Below are 20326 nucleotides of genomic sequence, written 5' to 3' on the forward strand. Positions count from 1 at the left end.
GCGCACATGCAGTCCGAGGCCCGTGCCGCCGGGCTCGACCGTGTCAAGGTCGTGTCGCATCTTCCCGCCGAGGACTTCTATCACCGCGTTGGTGCGGTGCGGACCGGGACCGCGTTTGCGAACCCGCCCGCCGTGCCGTGGGACCGTCCCGAATTCGAGTTCCGCATTCCTTCGGAATGACGCGGTGTGCCGGTTCGCGGGGCACCGGCTTCGCCTGCAAGGGGCAGCGGGCCCGGCCGGCACCTTCTCCGGCGTCCCCAAGCCGCGCGCGATGCAGATCATCGACGAACTCGAGGCGTCCAGGCGGAGGTTGTACGGCGGCTGCGTCGGCTGTCTCGACTTCGCCGGCGGCTCCGACTCCGACACCGCCGTCCGTACGGCGCTGGTGCGGGGCGGCGCGGCGTATGTCCAGGCCGGAGCCGGCATTGTCGCCGACTCCGGCCCGGTCGCGGAGGACAACGAGTGCCGCAACAAGGCGGCCGCGGTCCTGCGCGCGGTGCATACGGCCAACAGGCTTACCTCATAGCGCCGTTCAGCCTGTGAAGGCCGCCGTGCCGTTCGGGACGCCGAGGCCGGTCGGGCCGTCGTACCCGGTGGTGCCGGTGCACAGGTACGAGCCGGAGCAGCTGCCGTTCGAGCCGCTGGTCACGTCGTAGAGCGCTGAGGTGTGCGCGTAGGGGAACGACGCCGGGTACGAGCCGGAGGACGGGGCGCCCGCCAGCGCGTAGGTCGCCGCGATCAGCGGGGCCGAGGCGCTGGTGCCACCGAAGACCATCCAGCCGGTGGCCTGCCGGTAGCTGTCGTAGACCGCGACGCCAGTGTTCGGGTCGGCGACCGCGGAGACGTCCGCGACGGTCCGCTTGGCGCAGCCGCTGTCGGTCTGCCAGGTGGGCTTGGCGTCGTACGAGGAACAGCCGGAGCCCGCCCCGCTCCACACCGTGTCGGTCCAGCCGCGCGAGGTGGACGAGGTCTTCAGGGACGTACCGCCCACGGCCGTCACGTACTTGGACGCTGCGGGGTACTCGGTGCCGTAGCCGTTGTCGCCGGAGCTGACGGTGATGGCGACGCCGGGGTGGTTGAAGTACGACGAGTCGTAGGTGGAGTCGCTGGAGGACTCGCTGCCGCCGTAGCTGTTGGAGACGTACTTGGCGCCCAGGCTGACGGCGGTGTTCACGGCCGTGCCGAGGTTCGTCATGGTCGCCGAGCTGGCCTCCACCAGAAGAATCTTGCAGTTCGGGCAGGCCGCGCTGACCATGTCGAGGTCGAGGGATATCTCCTCGGCCCAGCCGGAGTCACCGCGCGGATAACTGGTGCCGCCGGTCTGGTTGACCTTCTTGAAGCAGCCGTTGGCGGTGGTGCAGGCGGGCAGGCCGTACTGCGAGCGGTAGACGGCCAGGTCGGCCTCGGCGTTCGGGTCGTCGTAGGCGTCGACGATGGCCACGGTCTGGCCCGAACCGCCGCTGGAGGAAGGCAGGTTGTACGCGGCCTGCAGTGAGGTGGGGCCGTAGCCCGACGGGGCGGCGGCCGCCGTCAGGTCGCTCTCGGCGTGCGCGGACTTGGGGGTGCCCGCGGTGACGTGCAGCGCCTTGCACGCCATCACGTTCTTCTGCGTCGGGGTCGCACAGGAGTGGGCGACGGTAACGCCGTTCGGCGACGGTGAGGCCGAGGGCGCCGCCTGGCCGGCCGGGGCGGCCAGGGCCAGAGCAGCCGTGGCCAAGGAGGCCACGGCGGTGAGAGAAATGGTTCTGCGCAACGTACTTCCTCCGAGAGGTGGGTGAACCAGGGGAGACATGCGGGTGCGCTGGACGGCCGGGACGCGTGATGCGCGTCCCGACCGGCGCAGAACCTATGAGTGGCTGGAACATGCCAACAAGAAGATCGTTGAAACTGTGACTGCCCTTTGCCGTTCCTGGTCAACTCATGTGCTGTTCCTGAGATGTCCATGACGGAACGGTGGCGCGATCATGGGTTGACATGCCCCGGGTGAAGCGGATTTCGCGGCGCTCGAGCGACAGCTCCGCCCTCGACGAGATGGCCGCGGCCGCCCCCGGCGACACCGCCGCCATTGCGAGCGCTCTCAGCCACACCGCCTGGCACTACGCCGCCGCGGCGGGCGGCGCGCTCGTTCTCCTCGCGGGCTGCTCGCGCCCCACCCTCACGCTCATCTCCGCGGCCCTGGACATCCCGTTCCTCGTGCTGCGGAACTCACCCTTCCGGGGCCTCGACACCGCTGCCTCCATATCCCTGACCGGTACCGAGGAGCCCGCATCCCTGACCGGTACCGAGGAGCCCGCGGCCCCGTGACGATCGACAACCGGCCCAGTACTGGGACCCGCTATGGCCATCCGGGCGCCGCTACCGCCGCCTCGGCCCCGAAGGCAGCAGCTGACCGGCCAGTGGTCCGGGTGCGCGTGGCTGATGACCAGGGGAGGACGCTGTCCGGGTTGTCCGTCTCCAGGACGAGTGCCGCTTTTCCATGCCGCGGCGGACCAGGCGATGGATTAAGAGGCCCGGGCGCAGCTTGAAGAGATCGCTCTCAACGCTTCCGCCGACGTCCGCCCCGGCCCGCAACCGCTCCGCCAGTCGCCACCGCGGCCGGAGTCGCTGATTCGGTCTGCGGACCGGGCCGGTCCGCCGAGACCACCAGAGCCGCAAGGGCCGTGGTGACCGGCACCGAGGCGACCAGGCCGATCGATCCGACCAGCGTGCGCACGATCTCCTCGGCGACCAGCTCGCTGTTGGCCACCGTGCCGACCCCGCTCTGGGCGATGGAGAAGAGCAGCAGCAGCGGCAGCGCGGCGCCCGCGTAGGCGAGGACGAGGGTGTTGACGACGGAGGCGATGTGGTCGCGGCCGATGCGGATGCCGGCGCGGTACAGCCCGCGCCAACCCATCGTCGGGTTGGCCTCGTGCAGCTCCCAGACGGCTGACGTCTGCGTGACCGTGACGTCGTCGAGCACGCCGAGGGAGCCGATGATGACGCCGGCGAGCAGCAGTCCGCTCATGTCGATCGACGGATACAGGCCGTGGATCAGGCCGGTGCTGTCGTCCGTATTGCCGGTGAGGGCGGCCCAGCCGATGAACTGCGAGCCCAGGATGCCGATCAGCAGCAGCGAGACCAGCGTGCCGAGCACCGCCACCGACGTGCGGGCCGACAGGCCGTGGCACATGTAGAGCGCGATGAGCATGATGGCGCTCGACCCGATCACCGCCACGAGAAGCGGATTCGAGCCCTGCAGGATTGCCGGCAGGATGAAGAAGTTCAGCACCATGAAGCTGATGGCCAGGGCGGCCAGCGCCATCACGCCGCGCAGCCGGCCCACTACCACGACGGCGAGCGCGAAGATGCCGGCCAGCAGACCCATCGGGAATCGGCGGTTCACGTCGGCGACCGAGTACTGCAGATCCTTGGGCGCGGAGGGCTCGTAGGCGGCCACGACCTTCTCGCCCTGGTGCAGCTGCCGCGACTGGTCGGGCTGCACGATCTCGTTGAACGTACGGCCCTTGTCCTTGCCCGTGTCGACCTGGATCGTGGCCTTGTGGCAGGTGCCGTTCGCCTCCTGCTGCGCCGAGGTGCCCTCGGCGGTGGAGGTGTCGCCGGTCGGGGTGTCCCCGGAGGCGTTCACTGACTTGCAGCTCACTTCGACGACCTTGGTGACCGTGGCCTGCTGCGTCTGGCGGTCGAAGCCGACGCCGGTGCGCGCATGGGACGGGGCGCCGCCGGGCCGGAGCACGACGAGCCCCACCACGACGGCGGCGGTGAAGGGGATCAGGATCGCCGCGATGACCTTGCGCAGGTGCCGCGAGACGGGGGCGGCAGGCCCGTGACTGTGGCTGTGGCTGTGCGTATGTCCGTTGCCGTCGGGGCCCGCTCCGGGGCCGTGGTCGGAGCCATGCCCGGTGCCAGTCACCGCGGCGCGCCCGTTGCCCATCACGGGGGTGTGCCCGTGGCCGATGGCCGGAGAGGGGATATGGCCCGCGTCGGCATCGGGTCCGTAGCCGGGGTGAGGCGTCGACTCGGGAAGATCCCCGTACTCGTAGTCGTGGCCGTACTCGCTTTCGCGACCACCCCTGGCTGTGGGGCGGTTGCCGACCCCGTTCCAGTCGTCGGCGGTCTGCCGGTCAGCGGCTCCCATGCCGTCTCCCTCGCGGTTGTCCGTGCCCCCTCTGGAGCCGGGCCTGCACGGCGGCTCTGAGGAAGGGTACGGGAACGGCTGTGTCGTAGCCTCAGCCCGATCTCCGCGAGACCCCCGGGGCCTTCTGTTCATCGCGTCTGGATCACGAACCTCTTCACCGGCCGCATTGTCCGCACCACCCACGAGTGTGTGCCGCGAGACTCCCCGTCGCCATGTGCGCGATGCCGGTCTGGAGGAGGCGCGGTGGTGCGGGACCGGCTGACGTCATCCGGCTCGTCGAGGGTGCCAGGCGCTGACGCCTCGGTGAAGAGCGCGCTTGCGATTGCCCTACGGCCGCGAGGGGTGTTCAGGCCGGCCGGCGGAATGAGCCACCACGGAAGTGGGCCATCGAGACGCCGCAGGGTCAGCCTCCGGGGTCTGGTTCGGCTTCAGTCTTCCTCTGAGCTGCGTCAAGCCCGCCCCAGTTCCCTCCAATGAAGTGCCCAATCTCATCCTATGGAGGGGCAAAGAAATCCCTTGCGGCACTGCCGGTTCGCGCGCCTCGGAATTACGTTCCTTCCGCACCCTGTCATGTCGCGTTCACGGGCATGTGGGGTTAGGTGAATGTCATGCTCATGACTGCGCGGTTCCACCGCTGCTACGCGCGTCACGGGCCTGCCAATCCAGTGCGCATCCTCGCGTCAACCGGAGGCAGAACCCCATGCGTGAGTCACGCCTGAGCAAGCGGAGACGGAGTCTGCGAAGACTCCTCGCCGTCTCCTTCCCCGCCCTCACCCTCACCGTCGCCGGACTCGTCGCGGCACCAACTGCTGGCGCCCAGCCCGCCGCGGCCCACCCGCACACCACCAAGGTCACGCAGAACAACAAGGCGCTGACCGCACCCGAGCGCCAGACCTTCCACTCCACCGGCAAGGCCGGCCAGAAGGTCCCCACGACCCGCCTTTGCGTCACCGCCGAGCCGGGCCACGCGTCCTGCTTCGCCCAGCGGCGCACCGACATCAAGCAGCGCCTCGCCTCGGCGCTCGCCGCGGCCCCCTCCGGCCTCTCCCCGGCCAACCTGCACAGCGCCTACAACTTGCCCTCGACGGGCGGCTCGGGCCTGACGGTCGCGGTGGTCGACGCCTACAACGACCCCAACGCCGAGTCGGACCTGGCCACTTACCGTTCGCAGTTCGGCCTGTCGGCCTGCACCAAGGCCAACGGCTGCTTCAAGCAGGTCAGCCAGACAGGCTCCACCACCCAGCTGCCCTCGAACGACAGCGGCTGGGCCGGTGAAGAGGCGCTGGACATCGACATGGTCAGCGCGGTCTGCCCGAACTGCAACATCATCCTGGTCGAGGCCAACTCCGCGACCGACACCGACCTCGGCATCGCCGAGAACGAAGCCGTCGCGCTCGGCGCCAAGTTCGTCTCCAACAGCTGGGGCGGCTCCGAGTCCTCCAACCAGACCACGCTGGACACCCAGTACTTCAGGCACCCGGGCGTCGCGATCACCGTCTCCTCCGGTGACTCCGCCTATGGCGCCGAGTACCCGGCCACGTCCCAGTACGTGACGGCCGTCGGTGGCACCGCGCTGTCCACCAGCTCCAACAGCCGCGGCTGGACCGAGTCCGTGTGGAAGACCAGCAGCACCGAGGGCACCGGTTCCGGCTGCTCGGCCTACGACGCGAAGCCGAGCTGGCAGACCGACACTGGCTGCTCCAAGCGCATGGAGTCGGACGTCTCCGCGGTCGCCGACCCCGCGACCGGTGTGGCCGTCTACGACACCTACGGCGGCTCCGGCTGGGCGGTCTACGGCGGTACGAGCGCCTCCTCGCCGATCATCGCGGGTGTGTACGCCCTCGCGGGCACCCCGGGCTCCGGCGACTACCCGGCGAAGTACCCGTACTCCCACACCTCGAACCTGTACGACGTGACCAGCGGCAACAACGGCTCCTGCTCGACCTCGTACTTCTGCACCGCGGCCACCGGCTACGACGGCCCGACCGGCTGGGGCACCCCGAACGGCACCACCGCCTTCGCATCGGGTACCAGCACCGGCAACACGGTGACCGTCACCAACCCGGGCAGCCAGTCCACCGCGACCGGCGGCTCGGTCAGCCTGCAGATCTCAGCCTCCGACAGCGCGGGCGCGGCCCTCACCTACAGCGCGAGCGGCCTGCCGACCGGCCTGTCCATCAACAGCACCACCGGCCTGATCTCCGGTACGGCGTCCACTGCCGGCACCTATCAGATCACGGTCACGGCGAAGGACTCCACCGGCGCCTCCGGCTCTACGTCCTTCACCTGGACCGTCGGCTCCGGCGGGGGCGGCTGCACCTCGTCCCAGCTGCTGGCCAACCCCGGCTTCGAGTCGGGCAGTACTGGCTGGAGCGCCTCCAGCGGAGTCATCACGAACGACACCGGTGAGGCGGCGCACGGCGGCTCCTACTACGCCTGGCTCGACGGCTACGGCTCCTCGCACACCGACACCCTGTCCCAGTCGGTGACCATCCCGGCCGGCTGCAAGGCCACGCTCACCTTCTACCTGCACATCGACACCTCGGAGACCACCAGCAGCACCGCGTACGACAAGCTGACGGTGACCGCGGGTTCGACCACCCTGGCGACGTACTCGAACCTCAACCACAACTCCGGGTACGCGCAGAAGTCCTTCGACCTGTCCTCGCTGGCGGGCCAGACGGTCTCCCTGAAGTTCAACGGAGTGGAGGACTCCTCGCTGCAGACCAGCTTCGTCGTGGACGACACCGCCCTCACGACCAGCTGACCCACCCGAGGGGAGCACCCGATCCCGCACGCGGAGACCGTCCGCGTGCGGGACACCCGTTACCCACCCGATCGGGTATTGGAAGACGTGTTCGAAACCGGGTGTGTGGGTGGTGGCCACGCACGGGGTGCGGGTGCTCACCGCGCTGATGGCCCAGCCCGACGCGGCACTCTCATGTCCACGGACATGAGAGTGCCGCCGTGTTGGTGCAGCGGTAGAGAGCCACAGGTGTCGCGCACCGGCGAGCCCCGCGGCGAACAGACCTCGGCGGCCGCAGCGACCTGCCTCCACGAGGCCGGTCCTCCAGCGACCAGATGGTGGGCGCTCACCCTCAGCGAGATACCGACGAGCGCGAACACGGCAGCCGGCAGAACAGACGGGGCACACGGTGCGTCGTCGGACGGAGCTCGGTCATGGCATGCCCGTCGTCGGGCATGGCCCGTCGGCTGCGGAGCGGGAACCCAAGTGGCTTCTTGTCCTGGTTCAAGGCATCGCTATGTGGCGGCGTGTGCGCCCGGTTATAGGCGCATTCGTCGCATACCTTCGGCGGCGACACCGACATCCGGAGTAAAAGTATGAAAACGGATGAAATGGCTAGTGCGGTCATCCCGTCCGTCGAAGGGACTGCATCGCCCGGGACACTACGACGCGGGGCACTGCCCTGGCCGCTCGTGGTCATCGTCCCGGCGGCCATCGGCCTGGCGGTCGTGCTCGCCCTCGCCGGCACCTCGTGGCTGGAGCGGCCGGCCGTCGCCGCATGGCGCACCGTCTGCCTGGCCATCACTGTGCAGGCGTTGCCCTTCCTGCTGCTGGGCACAGCCCTGTCCGGTGCGATCAACGCATTCGTGCCGGCCGCCCTGTTCACCAAGGTGCTGCCTCGGCGTCCCGCCCTGGCTGTGCCGGTGGCAGGTGTGGCCGGAGCGGTCCTGCCGGGCTGCGAGTGCGCCTCCGTGCCCGTCGCGAACAGTCTCATCCGACGGGGAGTGACTCCAGCCGCAGCCTTCGCCTTCCTTCTCTCGGCGCCCGCGATCAACCCCGTCGTGCTGACCGCGACGGCGGTGGCCTTCCCGGGCAACCCGGCCATGGTCGGCGCCCGGCTGCTCGCTTCGCTGGCCACCGCCGCGGTGATGGGCTGGCTCTGGCTCTGGCTGGGCAAGGAGGAGTGGCTGCGAGCCGCGGTACGGCACACCGGACATCGGCCCGGCGGCAGCCGATGGAGGGAGTTCCGTCTCGGCTTCCAGCACGACTTCCTGCACGCCGGGGGCTTTCTCGTACTCGGCGCGATGGCAGCCGCGACCTTCAATGTGACCGTACCGCGCTCCGTCCTCGACACCTTCTCCGGTTCGGCGTGGCTGTCCGTGCTCTTCCTGGCCGCCCTCGCCGTCGTACTCGCCGTCTGCTCGGAGGCCGACGCCTTCGTCGCCGCCTCCCTCACCGGCTTCTCGCCGACCGCCCGGCTGGCGTTCATGGTGGTCGGCCCCATGGTCGACCTGAAACTGATCGCCCTGCAGGCGGGCACCTTCGGCCGGGCCTTCGCCTGGCGCTTCTCCTCGGTCACCACCGTCGTGGCGGTTGCCGCCAGTGCCCTGATCGGAGGCGCACTGCTGTGAAACGCCACGCACAGGTGGTGCTGCTGGCCCTGATGGGTGTCGGCCTGCTGCACTCCACCCTGTTCACCGACCTCTACCTGCGCTATGTCAAGGAGGGGCTGAGCCCCTTGCTGATTGTCTCCGGGGTACTGCTGTTGCTACTGGCCCTGGCAGGCGCGGCCATGGACAAAGGCCGCAACGAACATCACAGCCATGCTCACGGCCACAACCACAACACGGCGCCCCGTATCGCGTGGCTGCTGTTCCTCCCCGCTCTCAGTCTCGTCTTCTACGCCCCGCCGGCCCTCGGCGCGTACACCGCGGCACGTTCCAGTGGCACAGTGGTCAAGAAGCAGAAGAAGTTCGATTCGCTGCCCGCCACCTCACCGCTACCCATGACCCTCACGGACTTCACCACCCGGGTCCAGCAGGACCGCGAAGCGGCCATCAAGGGCCGTACCGTCCAGTTGACCGGCTTCGTCACGCCGGCCGGACAGGGCGGCGCCTGGTACCTGACCCGGATCATCTTCACGTGCTGCGCAGCCGATGCACGCCCCGTCAAGATCCGCGTGTACGGAACCATCGCTCCGCCCGCCAACACCTGGCTGGCGGTGACCGGTACCTGGCACCCCAGCGGCACGCTCGGCACGAAGACCGCGGCTGCCGCCCTCGACGTCCGAACCGTCCGCCGCACCTCACCGCCGGTCAACGCCTATACCGACGACCTTCCCCTCATGCCTTCCTAGTCCTGTGATGAGTCCATCTGCCGGCGCGCACCACATCCACGTGCGTCCCGGACGACGCCACGCGCTGGCCGAACTGGATTTCGGAGGAGAGTGGTGTCTCTTCACGAAGCGGTCGGGGGAGGTGCTGTCGAAGTTCGACGGGCTGAAGTACGCGCCGCTCGTGCTGCCCTGGGTGGCGTAGCGCTGGCCGGCGAGGAATTCGTAGGGGAGGGGGAGTCGGGCTGGACGTCGACGTCGGCGCGCAGGGTTTGCCTCTTGCGGTGCAGCCGGTGAACGGTGACTGGTTCGCGCGGTAGTGCGGCAGGACGGTTACCAGGTCGCTGTCCGGTGCTTCCGTGGCGCGCAGCGGTGCGCCGAGGAGGTCGAAGTACTGTTCCCAGTCCCGGTCCCAATACAGTCCCGGCCTTCGTGTACCTCCGGGGTGCTGGAGGCCACGGGGCGACAGGCGGGCGCGATGGGGGCGCACGCGGGCAGCACGGCATGGGCGCCGGTGGCTCCTCGAACATCCACCAAAGGTGGCCGGGGTAAGGGAGTTGTCCGTCGACGCGGCCACTCCCGCTCCGTTCTCCCGGTAGGCGGCGTGCGGGGGCCTGCCGATCTTCACCGGCGCGGCCCAATCTCCGGGCCGGTGCCGCTCCGTTGGCGGCCAGGCCCCCACTTTCGGTCGCGGATTCCTGGGCGTGGCAGAGCTACGTCCAGGCGGCGCAAGATGCGAGCGGAATGCCGCATTCCCACCGGCGTCCACCGAACGGGTCTTCACAGCCTGGCGGGCCAGACGGACCGGGCTCGGAAATCGCTGCGCATGACGGAGGGCGGCCGCCCGACCGGGCGCTCGCAACTGGGAAAGAGCCGCTGCGGCTGCGGCTGTGGTGCGGCCTTGAGGGGTGAGCGGATCGGGTGCGCGTCACCAACTGCTCTTGGTCACGCCGGGCAGCTCGCCCGCATGGGCCATCTCCCGTACGCGGATGCGGGACAGGCCGAACGTGCGCAGGTGGCCGCGGGGGCGGCCGTCCACGGAGTCGCGATTGCGGAAGCGGGTGGCGCTGGCGTCACGGGGCTGTCGGCGCAGTTCCGCCTGGGCGGCGGCGCGTTCCTCGTCGGAGGTTCCGGGCGCCGAGATGATCGCCTTCAGCTCGGCGCGGCGTGCGGCATGGCGGGCCACGATAAGGCGCCGCTGTTCATTCTTCGCGATCTTGCTCTTCTTCGCCATCAGACCTTCCCTCCCCGGGCGCGGATGCGGGCCACCGCAGCCTCGATGCCGATCGTGTCGACCGTCTTGACGCCCTTGGTGGAGAGAGTGAGCCGGACATGGCGGCCTTCGCTCGGCAGCCAGTAGCGCTTGCGCTGGATGTTGGGGTCGAAACGGCGCTTGCTGCGCCGGTGCGAATGGGAGATGTGATGGCCGAAGCCGGGCTGTCGGCCGGTGAGTTGGCAGTGGGCGGACATGGTTCCTCCTCGTGTGATGGCAGCACAGTAGCAGCTGAGTGAAAATGAAAACCAATCTCATGTATGTTGCTGTCCATGGCCCGTAACGAACTCCGCCCGGTCATCAAGCTGAGGTCCACCGCCGGCACCGGCTACACCTACGTGACCCGCAAGAACCGCCGTAACAACCCCGACCGGCTGACGCTGCGCAAGTACGACCCCGTCGCCGGCCGCCACGTCGACTTCCGTGAGGAGCGCTGAGAGCCGTGAAGCCCGGAATCCACCCCGCCTACCGCCCGGTCGTCTTCCGCGACCGGGCCGCCGACTACGCCTTCCTCACCAGGTCCACGGCCACGAGCGACAAGACCGTCGAGTGGGAGGACGGCAACACCTACCCGGTCATCGACGTCGAGATCTCCTCGGCCAGCCACCCCTTCTACACCGGCACCCAGCGGGTCCTGGACACCGCGGGGCGGGTCGAGCGCTTCGAGCGGCGATACGGACGCGGAGGGAGCAAGCAGTGAGCGGGGACGAGGCGCGGCTGCCGGTCGCGGTCGTCGCCGGGTTGCACGCCGATGCCCGCCGGGCCGCCGTGGAGGAGATCCTGCGTACGGTCCCCGGCTCGGTCGCGCTGCACCACGACCTGACGTCCGCGGTCGACAGCGCGGTGCACCGGACGGTACGCGACGCCGTCGGTCTGCTGGGCTGCGGCGACGCACCCCTGGTGAACGACTGTGCGTGCTGCGCGTTGCGCGACGACCTCGTCCCCGAACTCCTGCGGCTCGCAGGAGAGGGCAGCTACCGGTTGGCCGTCGTGGAACTGTGGGACTCCGTCGAACCGCAGGCCATGGCCGCGGTCATTGCCGCCGCGGGTGCACCGCTGGCGCTGACCGGGGTCGCCACCGTGGTCGAGCCGGCACTCGTCCTGCCGTACCTGTCCAACGGCGACGACCTTGTCGACGTGGGTCTCGCCGCCGCCCCGACCGACCAGCGCACGGTCGCCGACACCTTCGCCCGGCAGTTGGAATACCCGACGGTGATCGCCCTCGTTGAGGACAGTTCGTTCGGGGAGGGTGGTGAGACCGCCGACGAGTCCGACCACGCGTTGCTCGCCCAGCTCACGCCGGGCGCCCGAAAGGTACGCGTGGGCAGTGGCGTCCTGGGGGCCGCTCTGCTGGCGGGCTTCGACGTGGCAGCGGCCGCCGCCCGTGTGCATCCTGCGTGCGCGCTGCTGCCGCAGGAGTGCGACGTGCACGGCGTGAGCACTTTCGTCTGGCGGCGCGAACGGCCTTTCCACCCGCAGCGCCTCTACGCGGCGTTGGAGGACCTGACCTGCGCCGCCGCCCGCAGCCGTGGGCGGTTCTGGCTGGCGGACCGTCCCGACACACTGCTGTCGTGGGACGCTGCGGGTGGCGCGCTGTGCGTGGAGTCGGCCGGACCCTGGCTGGCCGGCCTGCCCGATGCCGCCTGGGAGATGGTGCCCGCGGAACGCCGCCTAGCCGCTTCCGTGGACTGGCACCCCGAACACGGTGACCGCTGCCAGTACCTCACCTTTACCTCGCCCAGCCTGGACCGCGACGGTCTGCGGGCCCTGCTCGACTCGTGCCTGCTCACCGATGACGAGTACGCGGCGGGCAGGGACCGCTGGAAACAACTTCCCCACGCCTTCGATGACTTGCTCGACCCCGTGAACTGAACCGCGGTTTGTCCGGCGGCGAGGTGCCTGGAAGGGACGGGACTCACTCGTTCCGCCCGGCGCTCCGCCGTAACGCCCGCGCATTCCACCGCACCCCGTTGAAAGAGAGGACCGACCTCACCATGTCCCGACGCACCACCACCGGGCGGCAGACCGCCAAGCGTCAGCGCGTCAACCCGCTGGTCGCCGCCGGCATCACCTACGTCGACTACAAGGACACCGACCTGCTGCGGAAGTTCATCTCCGACCGCGGAAAGATCCGCAGCCGTCGGGTGACTCACGTGACGCGTCAGCAGCAGCGGCAGATAGCGCAGGCCATCAAGAACGCACGCGAGATGGCACTCCTCCCCTACAACTCGCGATAGCCGAGACAGCCGTACGGACAGCCGCGGCGTCTCCACCGCGGGTCGTCCGGCTGCGACCAGGCTGCGCCGATCGACTCAACGCTTTTCGTACGGGTCCGACGGCTCCTCGACCTTTGTGACCGTCTTCGCGTCCAGCAAGGGCCAGGCCGCCGTCGAGCCCAGCTTGCCCTTGGGATGCCAGATGCCCGTGACCGTCACCCAGGTGTCCGTGGCAGGGGCGTCCGCGCCACGGATCTGCACCTTGCTCGTGGTCGCGTCGGCCGCGCAGCAGGAGACCAGGAGCCGGGTGACGTACCACGTGCTGCCATCCCCGTGGGTGACGAAGCCGGTCAGCCGGACCGTGCGGCCCTTCAGCGAACGCTCACTGTCGTAGATCGCACGGGAGCTGAACTGAGCCACGCTCAGGTCGACCGGCTTCCCGGCGGGCAGCGCCGGGAACGTGCCGACGCCCTGCGCCGCCCGCTGCGCTTCCTCCCTGGCCGCGCTGTAGGAGCCGAGCGCGGGCGGCGGGAAGAGCAGCAGGGCTGCGGCGGGGAGGGAGAGCAGCCAGGCGAAGCGCGGGCCGGTCGTGTGGGTGTGATCGTGCCCGTGGTCGTGCGGATCCTCGACCCGGTCCGGCACCTCCCGCCCGGCCCTCACCCCCGCCGCCAACCCCAGCAGCACCAACAGCACTCCGGACGCGATCAGATAAGGCCGCAGCCCGTCTCGATGAGCTCGGACTCGAGGTGACCGGCCAGCGTCTCGCACCCGACCGGGCCGTGCTCGCCTGTCGGATCCTCGAACCCGACCAGTCGTGCAGCCGCTGCGGTGGCGAGGGGACCGTGCGTGACACGGTGACCAGGCGGCTCGCACACCCTCGGCTGGCGGCCCACGACGTTGGCGGTCACGATCCGCCGCTGCATCGCGTGGTCCCTGTCGCTCGAAGTCCCGACAGCGGATGACAGTCGCTGACCGGTCTCGTGTCGCCGGACGAGGACGGCGATCACAGCGATCCGGATTTCCCTCAGCTAGGACCTTCTGCGTTTTCGAGCTTGGCCCAAATCCGGGTGATGGCAGCAATGTCATCGTCGTCGAGGGGATCGACAAAGTATTTCTTGACCGAATCCTCGAAAGTTCGTCTGACCGACTCGGCGAAGTGCCGTCCGCTTTTGGTGAAGCTGATGAGCGACACCCGCCCGTCGCCTTGGTCGGCGCCACGCTGGAGGTGCCCGGCATCGATCAGATTCTGGACCAACCGTGATGCTCGAGTGGGGCTCACGCTGACAAGTTCGCCAGACAGAACTCGAACCGACTGAGGCTCGGTTTCCAGGAGCCAGCACAGGATCTCGACGGTGCTGAACGAGATCTTGTGCTGGTCCATCAGCGCGGCGTCGATCCGCCCGGTAACTGTGGAGTGGGTGAGCAGCAGCGCAAACCAGCCCTTGACTTGGTCCGGGGAAATGATTCGCGGTTGCGACACGGGTGCCTTCACACCCAGCAGCATACCCGGAAACTGAGTGCCCTCCCAGTTAGGTGCGCGCGCACGCATCTGGTACGGTGAGCGTGTAGTCACGAACGGGAGAACAGTCCCGTTTGCGGAGCGCTTCGCACAACCGGCGCGTACTCGTCGGCCCGCGTGCCCCGCAGGGTCCGCGCACCGTTCGGCCGTTCGGCCGACAGAAGGATGAAGGTCAACATGCCCAAGCTTGATGGCAAGGTCGCCGTGATCACTGGAGCAACCTCTGGGATGGGGTTGGCGACGGCCAAGTTGTTCGTGGCCGAAGGCGCCGACGTGTTCATCACCGGACGAGACAGGCGCAGGCTGGATGAGGCGGTCGCCTCCATCGGCCACAACGTGACGGGCGTACAGGCGGACTCGGGAAATCTCGACGACCTGGCTCGCTTGGCCGAGACCGTGCGGGAGCGTCACGGACGAGTCGACGTCCTATTTGCGAGCGCCGGCCTCGGATCGATTTCGGACCCGCTGGGAAGCATCACCCCGGATACGTTCGATGCGCTGGTGGGCGTGAACTTCCGCGGCACTGTGTTCACCGTTCAGTACCTGCTGCCGCTGATGAGCGACGGTGCGTCGATCATCCTGAACGGCACGACCAGCGCGACCAAGGGCATTCCCGGTGCCGGGGTCTACTCGGCGAGCAAGGCCGCCGTGCGTTCACTCGCCCGCACCTGGGCCGCGGAGCTGAAGGTCCGCGGCATCCGGGTGAATGTCGTCAGTCCCGGTTCGATCGACACCGCGCTCTTCAGCACCGTATCCCCCGAGATTCGGGAGCAGATCACCGCCGCCATCCCGCTGGGACGGCTGGGAAGCAGCGAGGAAATCGGGGCTGCTGCGCTGTTCCTGGCCTCCTCGGACGCCAGCTTCATCACCGGCGCAAACCTAGTCGTCGACGGCGGGTTCAGCCAGATCTAACAGCGAGCGACGACCAGAGAAGCGCCTCATGTCGGCGCTCCGACCTAACCGCACCAGGGGCAGAGAAGATGAGCGGTAACGAGCCCTCCAGGGCCCCCCGCGTCTCAGTCGTCGCGAAAGCCGACGCAGCGCAATCGACGGTTCCACACAATCCGTACCACGAGCGACGGTGGATGGCTCTGGGCGTCGTCGTCACCGCCCAGATCATGATTCTGCTGGATGCAACTGTCGTGAACGTGGCGTTGCCTTCGGCGCAGGCCGACCTGGGCTTCTCTGACGCCAACCGGCAGTGGGTCATCACTGCTTACGTGCTGGCGTTCGGCAGTTTGCTACCGCTGGGCGGTCGGCTTGCCGACGCGTACGGCCGCAAAGCCATGTTCATCGTGGGACTGCTTGGGTTCGCGATTGCCTCCGCCGTCGGCGGCGCGGCCCCGAACATCGGCACGTTGGTCACTGCCCGGGCCGTCCAGGGTGGGTTCGCCGCGATTCTCGCGCCGGCGGCGTTGTCGCTGATCACCGTGATCTTCACCGACCTCAGGGAGCTGAACAAGGCGTTCGGGATCTTCGGTGCGGTGTCGGGCAGCGCCGGCGCCATCGGCCTGCTGCTGGGTGGTTTGCTGGCCGACTACGTGAGCTGGCGCTGGTGCATGTACGTGAACATCGTCCTCGCGGTCGTGGGACTCATCGGCGGACTTACATTGCTGCACAACTCCACCGAACCCGACAAGCCCAAACTCTCCGTGCCTAGCACGGTCGTCGGCTCGGCGGCGATTTTCGGGTTGGTCTTCGGCTCGGCCAGGGCCCAGACGGACGGCTGGGGCTCAGCAGTCACGCTGACCCCGCTCGTCGTCGGTGGTCTCCTGCTGGTCGGCTTCGTCGTGCTCCAGAAGGTCGACCGTCACCCGCTCATCCCGCTGCGCGTACTCGCCGACCGCAATCGCAGTGCGGCCTACCTGACGCTCTTCCTGGCGAACGCGGCGGTATTCGCAGTGTTCCTGTTCCTGACGTACTACTTCCAGGGCGTGCTGCGCTACTCGCCGATCACGACTGGCGTCGCGTTCCTGCCGCTGATGGTGACAATTGGCGTGGTAGCCACGCTGACCCAGGGCGTGCTGCTGCAGCGCCTGACCATGCGGTTCATCGTCGCCGCCGGCTTGATCGCCTCCGGTGCTGGGGCCGCCTTGCTGACCCAGGCCGATGCGGGCTACGCGGCCTGGGTGCTGCCCGGGCTGGTGCTGATCGGAACGGGTATCGGCTCGGCCGCCGTCGTGGCCGTCGCGGTCGGGCAGATGGGCGTCGAACCGCGCGACGCCGGCACCGCCGGGGCACTCAACAATGTCTCACAGCAGCTCGGCTCAGCGCTCGGCGTCGCCTTGATCAGCACCTTCGTCGCCACCGCAACCAACCACTACCTGACCGACCATGGCAGCACGGCCGTCGTCGGTGCCACCGTGCACGGGTTCGCCATCGGATTCTGGTGGGCCGCAGGCCTTTTCTGGGCCGCCGCTGTCATCTGCGGCGCCCTGATCCGCGGCGGCACCAGCCTTCACCACGAGGCCGGCCAGCCCGAGCCTCTCGACGGAATCGTCAGCGCCCTGATCTGGCAACACGCCGTGGGCGACGACGTCGCGCGTCGCGGCTGACCACACACGAACGACTGAAGGAGACGTCGATGCCTGACTATGGTCATCCCCTGCGTTTCGCAACATTCATTGGTCCCACGAACTCCCCGGCGACCCGTCCGGTCGAGTTGGCGCAGCTCAGTGAGCGGCTCGGTTTCGACTTCGTGACCTTCCAGGATCATCCCTACCAGTCGAGCTTTCTCGATACCTGGACTCTGCTGAGCTGGGTGGCCGCGCGGACCGAGCGCATCGGTCTGTCTGGCAATGTGCTCAACTTGCCGCTGCGTCAGCCCCCCGCCGTGCTCGCCCGCGCGGCCGCCAGCCTCGACCTGCTCTCCGGTGCTCGGATCAGCCTCGGGCTCGGGGCCGGCTTCTACTGGGATGCGGTGCAGGCGATCGGCGGACGTCGATTGACCCCGTTGCAGTCAGTGGCGGCGTTGAGCGAGGCGATCGACGTGATCCGCGGGGTGTGGGACGCCGACGGGCCCGGACGACTGGATGTCGACGGGGAGTTCTATTCGGTCCACGGCGCCGAGCGCGGACCCGCGCCCGCACACGAGATCCCGATCTGGCTCGGAGCCCACAAGCCGAAGATGCAGGGCCTGGTGGGACGTAAGGCCGATGGCTGGTTGCCGTCGCTGCCGGTCATGGAGCCGGGCGGCCTCCAGAAGGGAAACGCGATCATCGACGACGCCGCGCGGGCCGCTAACCGCGACCCCCACGAGATCACCCGGCTGCTGAACATCTTCCCGAGTCAGCAGACCGCGGAGGCACTGGCCCAGATGGCCGTCGAGGACGGTGTCAGCGTCTTCATCCTGGCCAGCGACGACCCGGACGTACTCGAACGCTTCGCCGCGGAAACCATCCCCGCCGTACGCGAACACGTCGCCCGCGAACGCTCTTAGCACTCCGCCCTGCGCGGCCAGTGCTCTCGACGCAGCCCACCACACCGGCAAGACCCCTATTACCCAGCAGTTGATCGATAGACAGCAAAGGAAAACGTCATGACCACCATCAGCATCATCGGCTCGGGCAACATGGCCACCGCCATCGGCACCCGGGCGGCGAAGCACGGCCACACCATCGAGCTCATGAGCCGCAACACCGTCAAAGCTCAGGCGCTAGCCGACCAGATCGGCAATGGAGCCACCGTCGGCGTGTTCGGTGCAACGCCGGCAGGTGACATCGTCATCGTGGCCGTCCCGTACACCGGCGCAGTCGACGCGGTCATTCGCTACGACGGCGCGTTGGCCGGCAAGATCCTCGTCGACATCTCCAATCCCTTCAACACCGACGCCGACGGGCTCGCGACTAACTCAGGCCGCTCGGCGGCCCAGGAGATCGCCGCTGCCGCCCCCGAGGGCACACCGGTCGTGAAGGCGCTGAACTCGATATTCGGCCACGTCCTCGCTCACGACAAGCCCCTGGACGCGTTTCTTGCCGGCGACGACGCCGAGGCGAAGGCCCAAGTCGCGGCGTTTCTGAAGAGCATCGGCTTGCGGCCTCTCGACGCCGGAGGGCTCCAGATGGCGTCGGTCCTCGAATGGACCGGCCTCCTGCTAATGGGGCTGGCCCGCCACGGCGCCGGCTTCGACATCGCCCTCGGCGCAGAAGTCAACTGAACACATGGCTGTCTCGGCTGCCCCGTGCTGATCGGGTGAGGTAGATGGGCGGATGTGTGACTGGTACGGCCTCTGTGATTCGAGGGCGACCGGTGTTCAAGGACGTCGTTCCTAGGCCGACATCGAGCAGTAGCAACGACAAGTAAGTATTTTCGAGAAGGGAAGCAGAACTATGACAACGGTTGGATTCATCGGAAGTGGGCAGATCGGAAGCGCGGTCGCGCGGCTCGCCATCGAAGCTGGGCACCGGGTGGTGCTGAGCAACTCGCGCGGTCCCGAAACGCTCGCGGACTTGATTACGGAACTGGGGCCGCAGGCGTCGGCCGCGTCGAGCACGGATGCCGCGGCGGCCGGCGACATCATCGTGGTAGCGGTGCCAGTCAGGGCCTTTCCTAGGCTGCCCGCCGCGCCACTAATCGGGAAAACAGTCATCGATACTTGCAACTACGGCCCCGAGCGGGATGGGCCCATCCCCGAACTCGACGACAAGTCGCTGACCTCGAGCGCACTACTGCTGCGCTATCTCCCGGACGCCGTGCTGGTGAAAGCGTTCAACAACATCTTCTTCAAGCACCTGCTGTCACTCGGCCGCCCGGTAGGAGCGGCCGACCGCTCCTACCTGCCGATCGCCGGCGACTCCACTGAGGCCAAGGCGACGGTGGCCGAGTTCATCGACTCGATCGGCTACAGCGTGGTTGACACAGGACCGCTGGCCGACAGCTGGCGGCAGGAGACGAGCACGCCGGTGTGGGGGACGCCATATGGACCGTACTCGGAAGAGGAAGGCCGGCCGGTCGGCGCGAATGCGATCCGCGCCGCCCTGGCCAGGGCCACGCGGTAACCGCAAGTCGGCGCGCGCCGCAGCACTTCTCGCTGCTCCCGCAAGGCCCATGAACGCGTGCAGCAGGTGCACAAGATGGTCCCATATAGGGCCTGAGGAAGCGGGCCGTCGACTAGACGCGCTCGACTTAATACTGCAACCGCATCTGGGGGTTGTGGCCTCGTCGTTTGTAGTGGGAGCGGCGTGCGCGGGCTTGGCTGCGTCGTCGGAATCGTGACCAGTGCAGATGGTGATCGTTGCTTCTGTGGCGGGGCGTGACGACGACGTGGCCGATCAGTCGGCGGATCTCCGGGACACTCACGGGTATGAGGTCGTGTTCGTCATCAGAGGCGCCCCTTTTGCGGCTTCTGCGGCACGGATGGCGGTCAGGTAGGTCAACGCCGCCATGGCCAAGGTGATGTGCCGGTACCAGGCGCTGTAGAGCCGGACCTGGTAGTGGTCCAGACCGCACTCACCCTTGGCGACCTGGAACGACTCCTCCACCGCCCACCTCGCCGCAGCAACCTTGACCAGGTCTTTCAGCCGGGTAGCGACCGGGCCGTAGCAGACGTAGTAGGCGATCTCGGTAGGGTCGCCGACACTACGTCGGGCCAGGACCCAGTGGCCGAAGCCGTTCTCCCAGACTGGGCGGATCGCGACCCGGGCCCAGTCGTAGATCCGTTCGCCGTGTGTGCCCTGGCCGCCGGACAGGCGCTTCCACGCCTGCCGAGGCAGCGCGGCGATCAACTGGTCCACGCGGGCGCTGGCCCCGGCAGAGGTGATCACCGTGTCGTTGACCTTGGTGGCCAGCACGTGGGCGACGCCCTGCTCTTCCAGCCAGGCCCGCAGGTGCTTGACCTGGCCGTACGCCTCGTCCGCGGTGACCCACGCAAACGGGACACCGGCCTCGATCGCACGCTGGAGCATCTGCTTGAAGTGCTCGTTCTTGGTTGCGAAGGGGACATCGTCGTCGATCCCGGCCGCGCGGCAGCGTTCCCGATCCTCGGTCCAGGACTTGGGCAGGTACAGCTCGCGGTCGATCAAGGCGCGACCCTTGGCCGAGGAGTAGGCCAAAAACGTCCCGATCTGGCAGTTCTCGGTTCTGCCCGCGGTGCCGCTGTACTGGCGC

General features: G+C 68.3%; 22 protein-coding genes and 2 pseudogenes. 17 read left to right on the forward strand and 7 right to left on the reverse strand.

The window, feature by feature from the left end; all coding sequences use genetic code 11:
- Positions 1-180 (forward strand): GNAT family N-acetyltransferase (locus tag ACZ4RZ_RS49280; RefSeq protein WP_467754197.1); only part of this gene is annotated, 180 nt, incomplete at its 5' end.
- 43 nt (positions 181-223) lie between these two features.
- Positions 224-526: pseudogene (locus ACZ4RZ_RS49285) on the forward strand (chorismate-binding protein); the annotation flags it as partial.
- 6 nt (positions 527-532) lie between these two features.
- Here ACZ4RZ_RS49285 and ACZ4RZ_RS49290 read toward each other — a convergent pair.
- A complete protein-coding gene (locus ACZ4RZ_RS49290) occupies positions 533-1792 on the reverse strand; it encodes a S53 family peptidase (RefSeq protein ID WP_467754198.1) in 1260 nt (419 codons plus the stop codon).
- A 182-nt stretch (positions 1793-1974) separates the two neighbouring features.
- Here ACZ4RZ_RS49290 and ACZ4RZ_RS49295 point away from each other — a divergent pair, with 182 nt between their 5' ends.
- The gene (locus ACZ4RZ_RS49295; protein WP_467754199.1) at positions 1975-2304 is read left to right on the forward strand and encodes a hypothetical protein; all 330 of its coding nucleotides are present in this window, start codon (positions 1975-1977) and stop codon (positions 2302-2304) included.
- A gap of 232 nt (positions 2305-2536) precedes the next feature.
- Here the strand turns inward: ACZ4RZ_RS49295 and ACZ4RZ_RS49300 are convergent, their stop codons facing one another.
- Positions 2537-3931 carry a YibE/F family protein gene (locus ACZ4RZ_RS49300; protein ID WP_467754212.1) on the reverse strand — a complete coding sequence of 465 codons (1395 nt, stop codon included), beginning with the start codon at positions 3929-3931 and terminating at the stop codon, positions 2537-2539.
- Between the two features lie 904 nt (positions 3932-4835).
- Between ACZ4RZ_RS49300 and ACZ4RZ_RS49305 the strand changes: the two genes are divergently transcribed.
- From ACZ4RZ_RS49305 to ACZ4RZ_RS49320, 4 genes are all read left to right on the forward strand, one after another.
- Complete coding sequence (locus ACZ4RZ_RS49305) at positions 4836-6902, forward strand: putative Ig domain-containing protein (protein ID WP_467754201.1); 2067 nt, start codon at positions 4836-4838, stop codon at positions 6900-6902.
- 590 nt (positions 6903-7492) lie between these two features.
- Positions 7493-8512: a permease gene (locus ACZ4RZ_RS49310; protein ID WP_467754202.1), complete on the forward strand. Its 1020-nt coding sequence runs from the start codon at positions 7493-7495 to the stop codon at positions 8510-8512.
- Positions 8509-9237 (forward strand): TIGR03943 family putative permease subunit, encoded by a 729-nt coding sequence (locus ACZ4RZ_RS49315; RefSeq protein ID WP_467754204.1) that lies wholly within the window; start codon positions 8509-8511, stop codon positions 9235-9237. Before ACZ4RZ_RS49310 ends, ACZ4RZ_RS49315 begins: the two co-directional genes overlap by 4 nt.
- Before the next feature lie 7 nt (positions 9238-9244).
- On the forward strand, positions 9245-9418 hold the full coding sequence (locus tag ACZ4RZ_RS49320; protein ID WP_467754205.1) for a hypothetical protein: 174 nt from the start codon (positions 9245-9247) through the stop codon (positions 9416-9418).
- A 723-nt stretch (positions 9419-10141) separates the two neighbouring features.
- Here ACZ4RZ_RS49320 and rpsN read toward each other — a convergent pair.
- Positions 10142-10447 (reverse strand): 30S ribosomal protein S14, encoded by a 306-nt coding sequence (gene rpsN, locus ACZ4RZ_RS49325; RefSeq protein ID WP_399095313.1) that lies wholly within the window; start codon positions 10445-10447, stop codon positions 10142-10144.
- Complete coding sequence (gene rpmB / locus ACZ4RZ_RS49330; protein ID WP_399095316.1) at positions 10447-10683, reverse strand: 50S ribosomal protein L28; 237 nt, start codon at positions 10681-10683, stop codon at positions 10447-10449. The genes rpsN and rpmB overlap by 1 nt, the downstream gene beginning before the upstream one ends.
- A gap of 75 nt (positions 10684-10758) precedes the next feature.
- On the opposite strand from rpmB, the gene rpmG reads away from it, so the two are divergent.
- From rpmG to rpsR, 4 genes are all read left to right on the forward strand, one after another.
- Entirely contained in the window at positions 10759-10923 is a 165-nt protein-coding gene (rpmG, locus tag ACZ4RZ_RS49335) for a 50S ribosomal protein L33 (RefSeq protein WP_016645560.1), read from the forward strand.
- 5 nt (positions 10924-10928) lie between these two features.
- Positions 10929-11186, forward strand: a complete 258-nt coding sequence (locus tag ACZ4RZ_RS49340) for a type B 50S ribosomal protein L31 (protein WP_399095321.1) — start codon at positions 10929-10931, stop codon at positions 11184-11186.
- The gene (locus ACZ4RZ_RS49345; protein WP_467754207.1) at positions 11183-12358 is read left to right on the forward strand and encodes a CobW family GTP-binding protein; all 1176 of its coding nucleotides are present in this window, start codon (positions 11183-11185) and stop codon (positions 12356-12358) included. Before ACZ4RZ_RS49340 ends, ACZ4RZ_RS49345 begins: the two co-directional genes overlap by 4 nt.
- Positions 12359-12480: 122 nt before the next feature.
- Complete coding sequence (gene rpsR, locus ACZ4RZ_RS49350; protein WP_399095328.1) at positions 12481-12723, forward strand: 30S ribosomal protein S18; 243 nt, start codon at positions 12481-12483, stop codon at positions 12721-12723.
- Between the two features lie 75 nt (positions 12724-12798).
- On the opposite strand, the gene ACZ4RZ_RS49355 is transcribed toward rpsR, so the two are convergent.
- Entirely contained in the window at positions 12799-13386 is a 588-nt protein-coding gene (locus ACZ4RZ_RS49355) for a TIGR03943 family putative permease subunit (RefSeq protein ID WP_467754208.1), read from the reverse strand.
- Between the two features lie 38 nt (positions 13387-13424).
- On the opposite strand from ACZ4RZ_RS49355, the pseudogene ACZ4RZ_RS49360 reads away from it, so the two are divergent.
- A pseudogene (locus ACZ4RZ_RS49360) lies at positions 13425-13620 on the forward strand (ISL3 family transposase); the annotation flags it as partial.
- A 106-nt stretch (positions 13621-13726) separates the two neighbouring features.
- Here ACZ4RZ_RS49360 and ACZ4RZ_RS49365 read toward each other — a convergent pair.
- Positions 13727-14194, reverse strand: coding sequence for a MarR family winged helix-turn-helix transcriptional regulator (locus ACZ4RZ_RS49365; RefSeq protein ID WP_256258230.1), 468 nt, complete (start codon positions 14192-14194; stop codon positions 13727-13729).
- A gap of 204 nt (positions 14195-14398) precedes the next feature.
- On the opposite strand from ACZ4RZ_RS49365, the gene ACZ4RZ_RS49370 reads away from it, so the two are divergent.
- The 5 genes from ACZ4RZ_RS49370 (at position 14399) to ACZ4RZ_RS49390 (ending at position 19218) form a co-directional block, all read left to right on the forward strand.
- The gene (locus ACZ4RZ_RS49370; protein WP_399095335.1) at positions 14399-15133 is read left to right on the forward strand and encodes an SDR family NAD(P)-dependent oxidoreductase; all 735 of its coding nucleotides are present in this window, start codon (positions 14399-14401) and stop codon (positions 15131-15133) included.
- A gap of 173 nt (positions 15134-15306) precedes the next feature.
- The gene (locus ACZ4RZ_RS49375) at positions 15307-16776 is read left to right on the forward strand and encodes an MFS transporter (protein WP_467754209.1); all 1470 of its coding nucleotides are present in this window, start codon (positions 15307-15309) and stop codon (positions 16774-16776) included.
- 29 nt (positions 16777-16805) lie between these two features.
- Positions 16806-17660, forward strand: a complete 855-nt coding sequence (locus ACZ4RZ_RS49380; protein ID WP_467754210.1) for an LLM class flavin-dependent oxidoreductase — start codon at positions 16806-16808, stop codon at positions 17658-17660.
- Positions 17661-17759: 99 nt separating this feature from the next.
- A complete protein-coding gene (locus ACZ4RZ_RS49385) occupies positions 17760-18377 on the forward strand; it encodes an NADPH-dependent F420 reductase (RefSeq protein ID WP_399095344.1) in 618 nt (205 codons plus the stop codon).
- A 172-nt stretch (positions 18378-18549) separates the two neighbouring features.
- The gene (locus ACZ4RZ_RS49390; RefSeq protein ID WP_399095347.1) at positions 18550-19218 is read left to right on the forward strand and encodes an NADPH-dependent F420 reductase; all 669 of its coding nucleotides are present in this window, start codon (positions 18550-18552) and stop codon (positions 19216-19218) included.
- A gap of 297 nt (positions 19219-19515) precedes the next feature.
- On the opposite strand, the gene ACZ4RZ_RS49395 is transcribed toward ACZ4RZ_RS49390, so the two are convergent.
- A partial coding sequence (locus ACZ4RZ_RS49395) for an IS701 family transposase (RefSeq protein ID WP_467754211.1) occupies positions 19516-20326 on the reverse strand: 811 nt, incomplete at its 5' end.

The organism is Streptomyces sp. NPDC027189 (genome assembly GCF_055566975.1).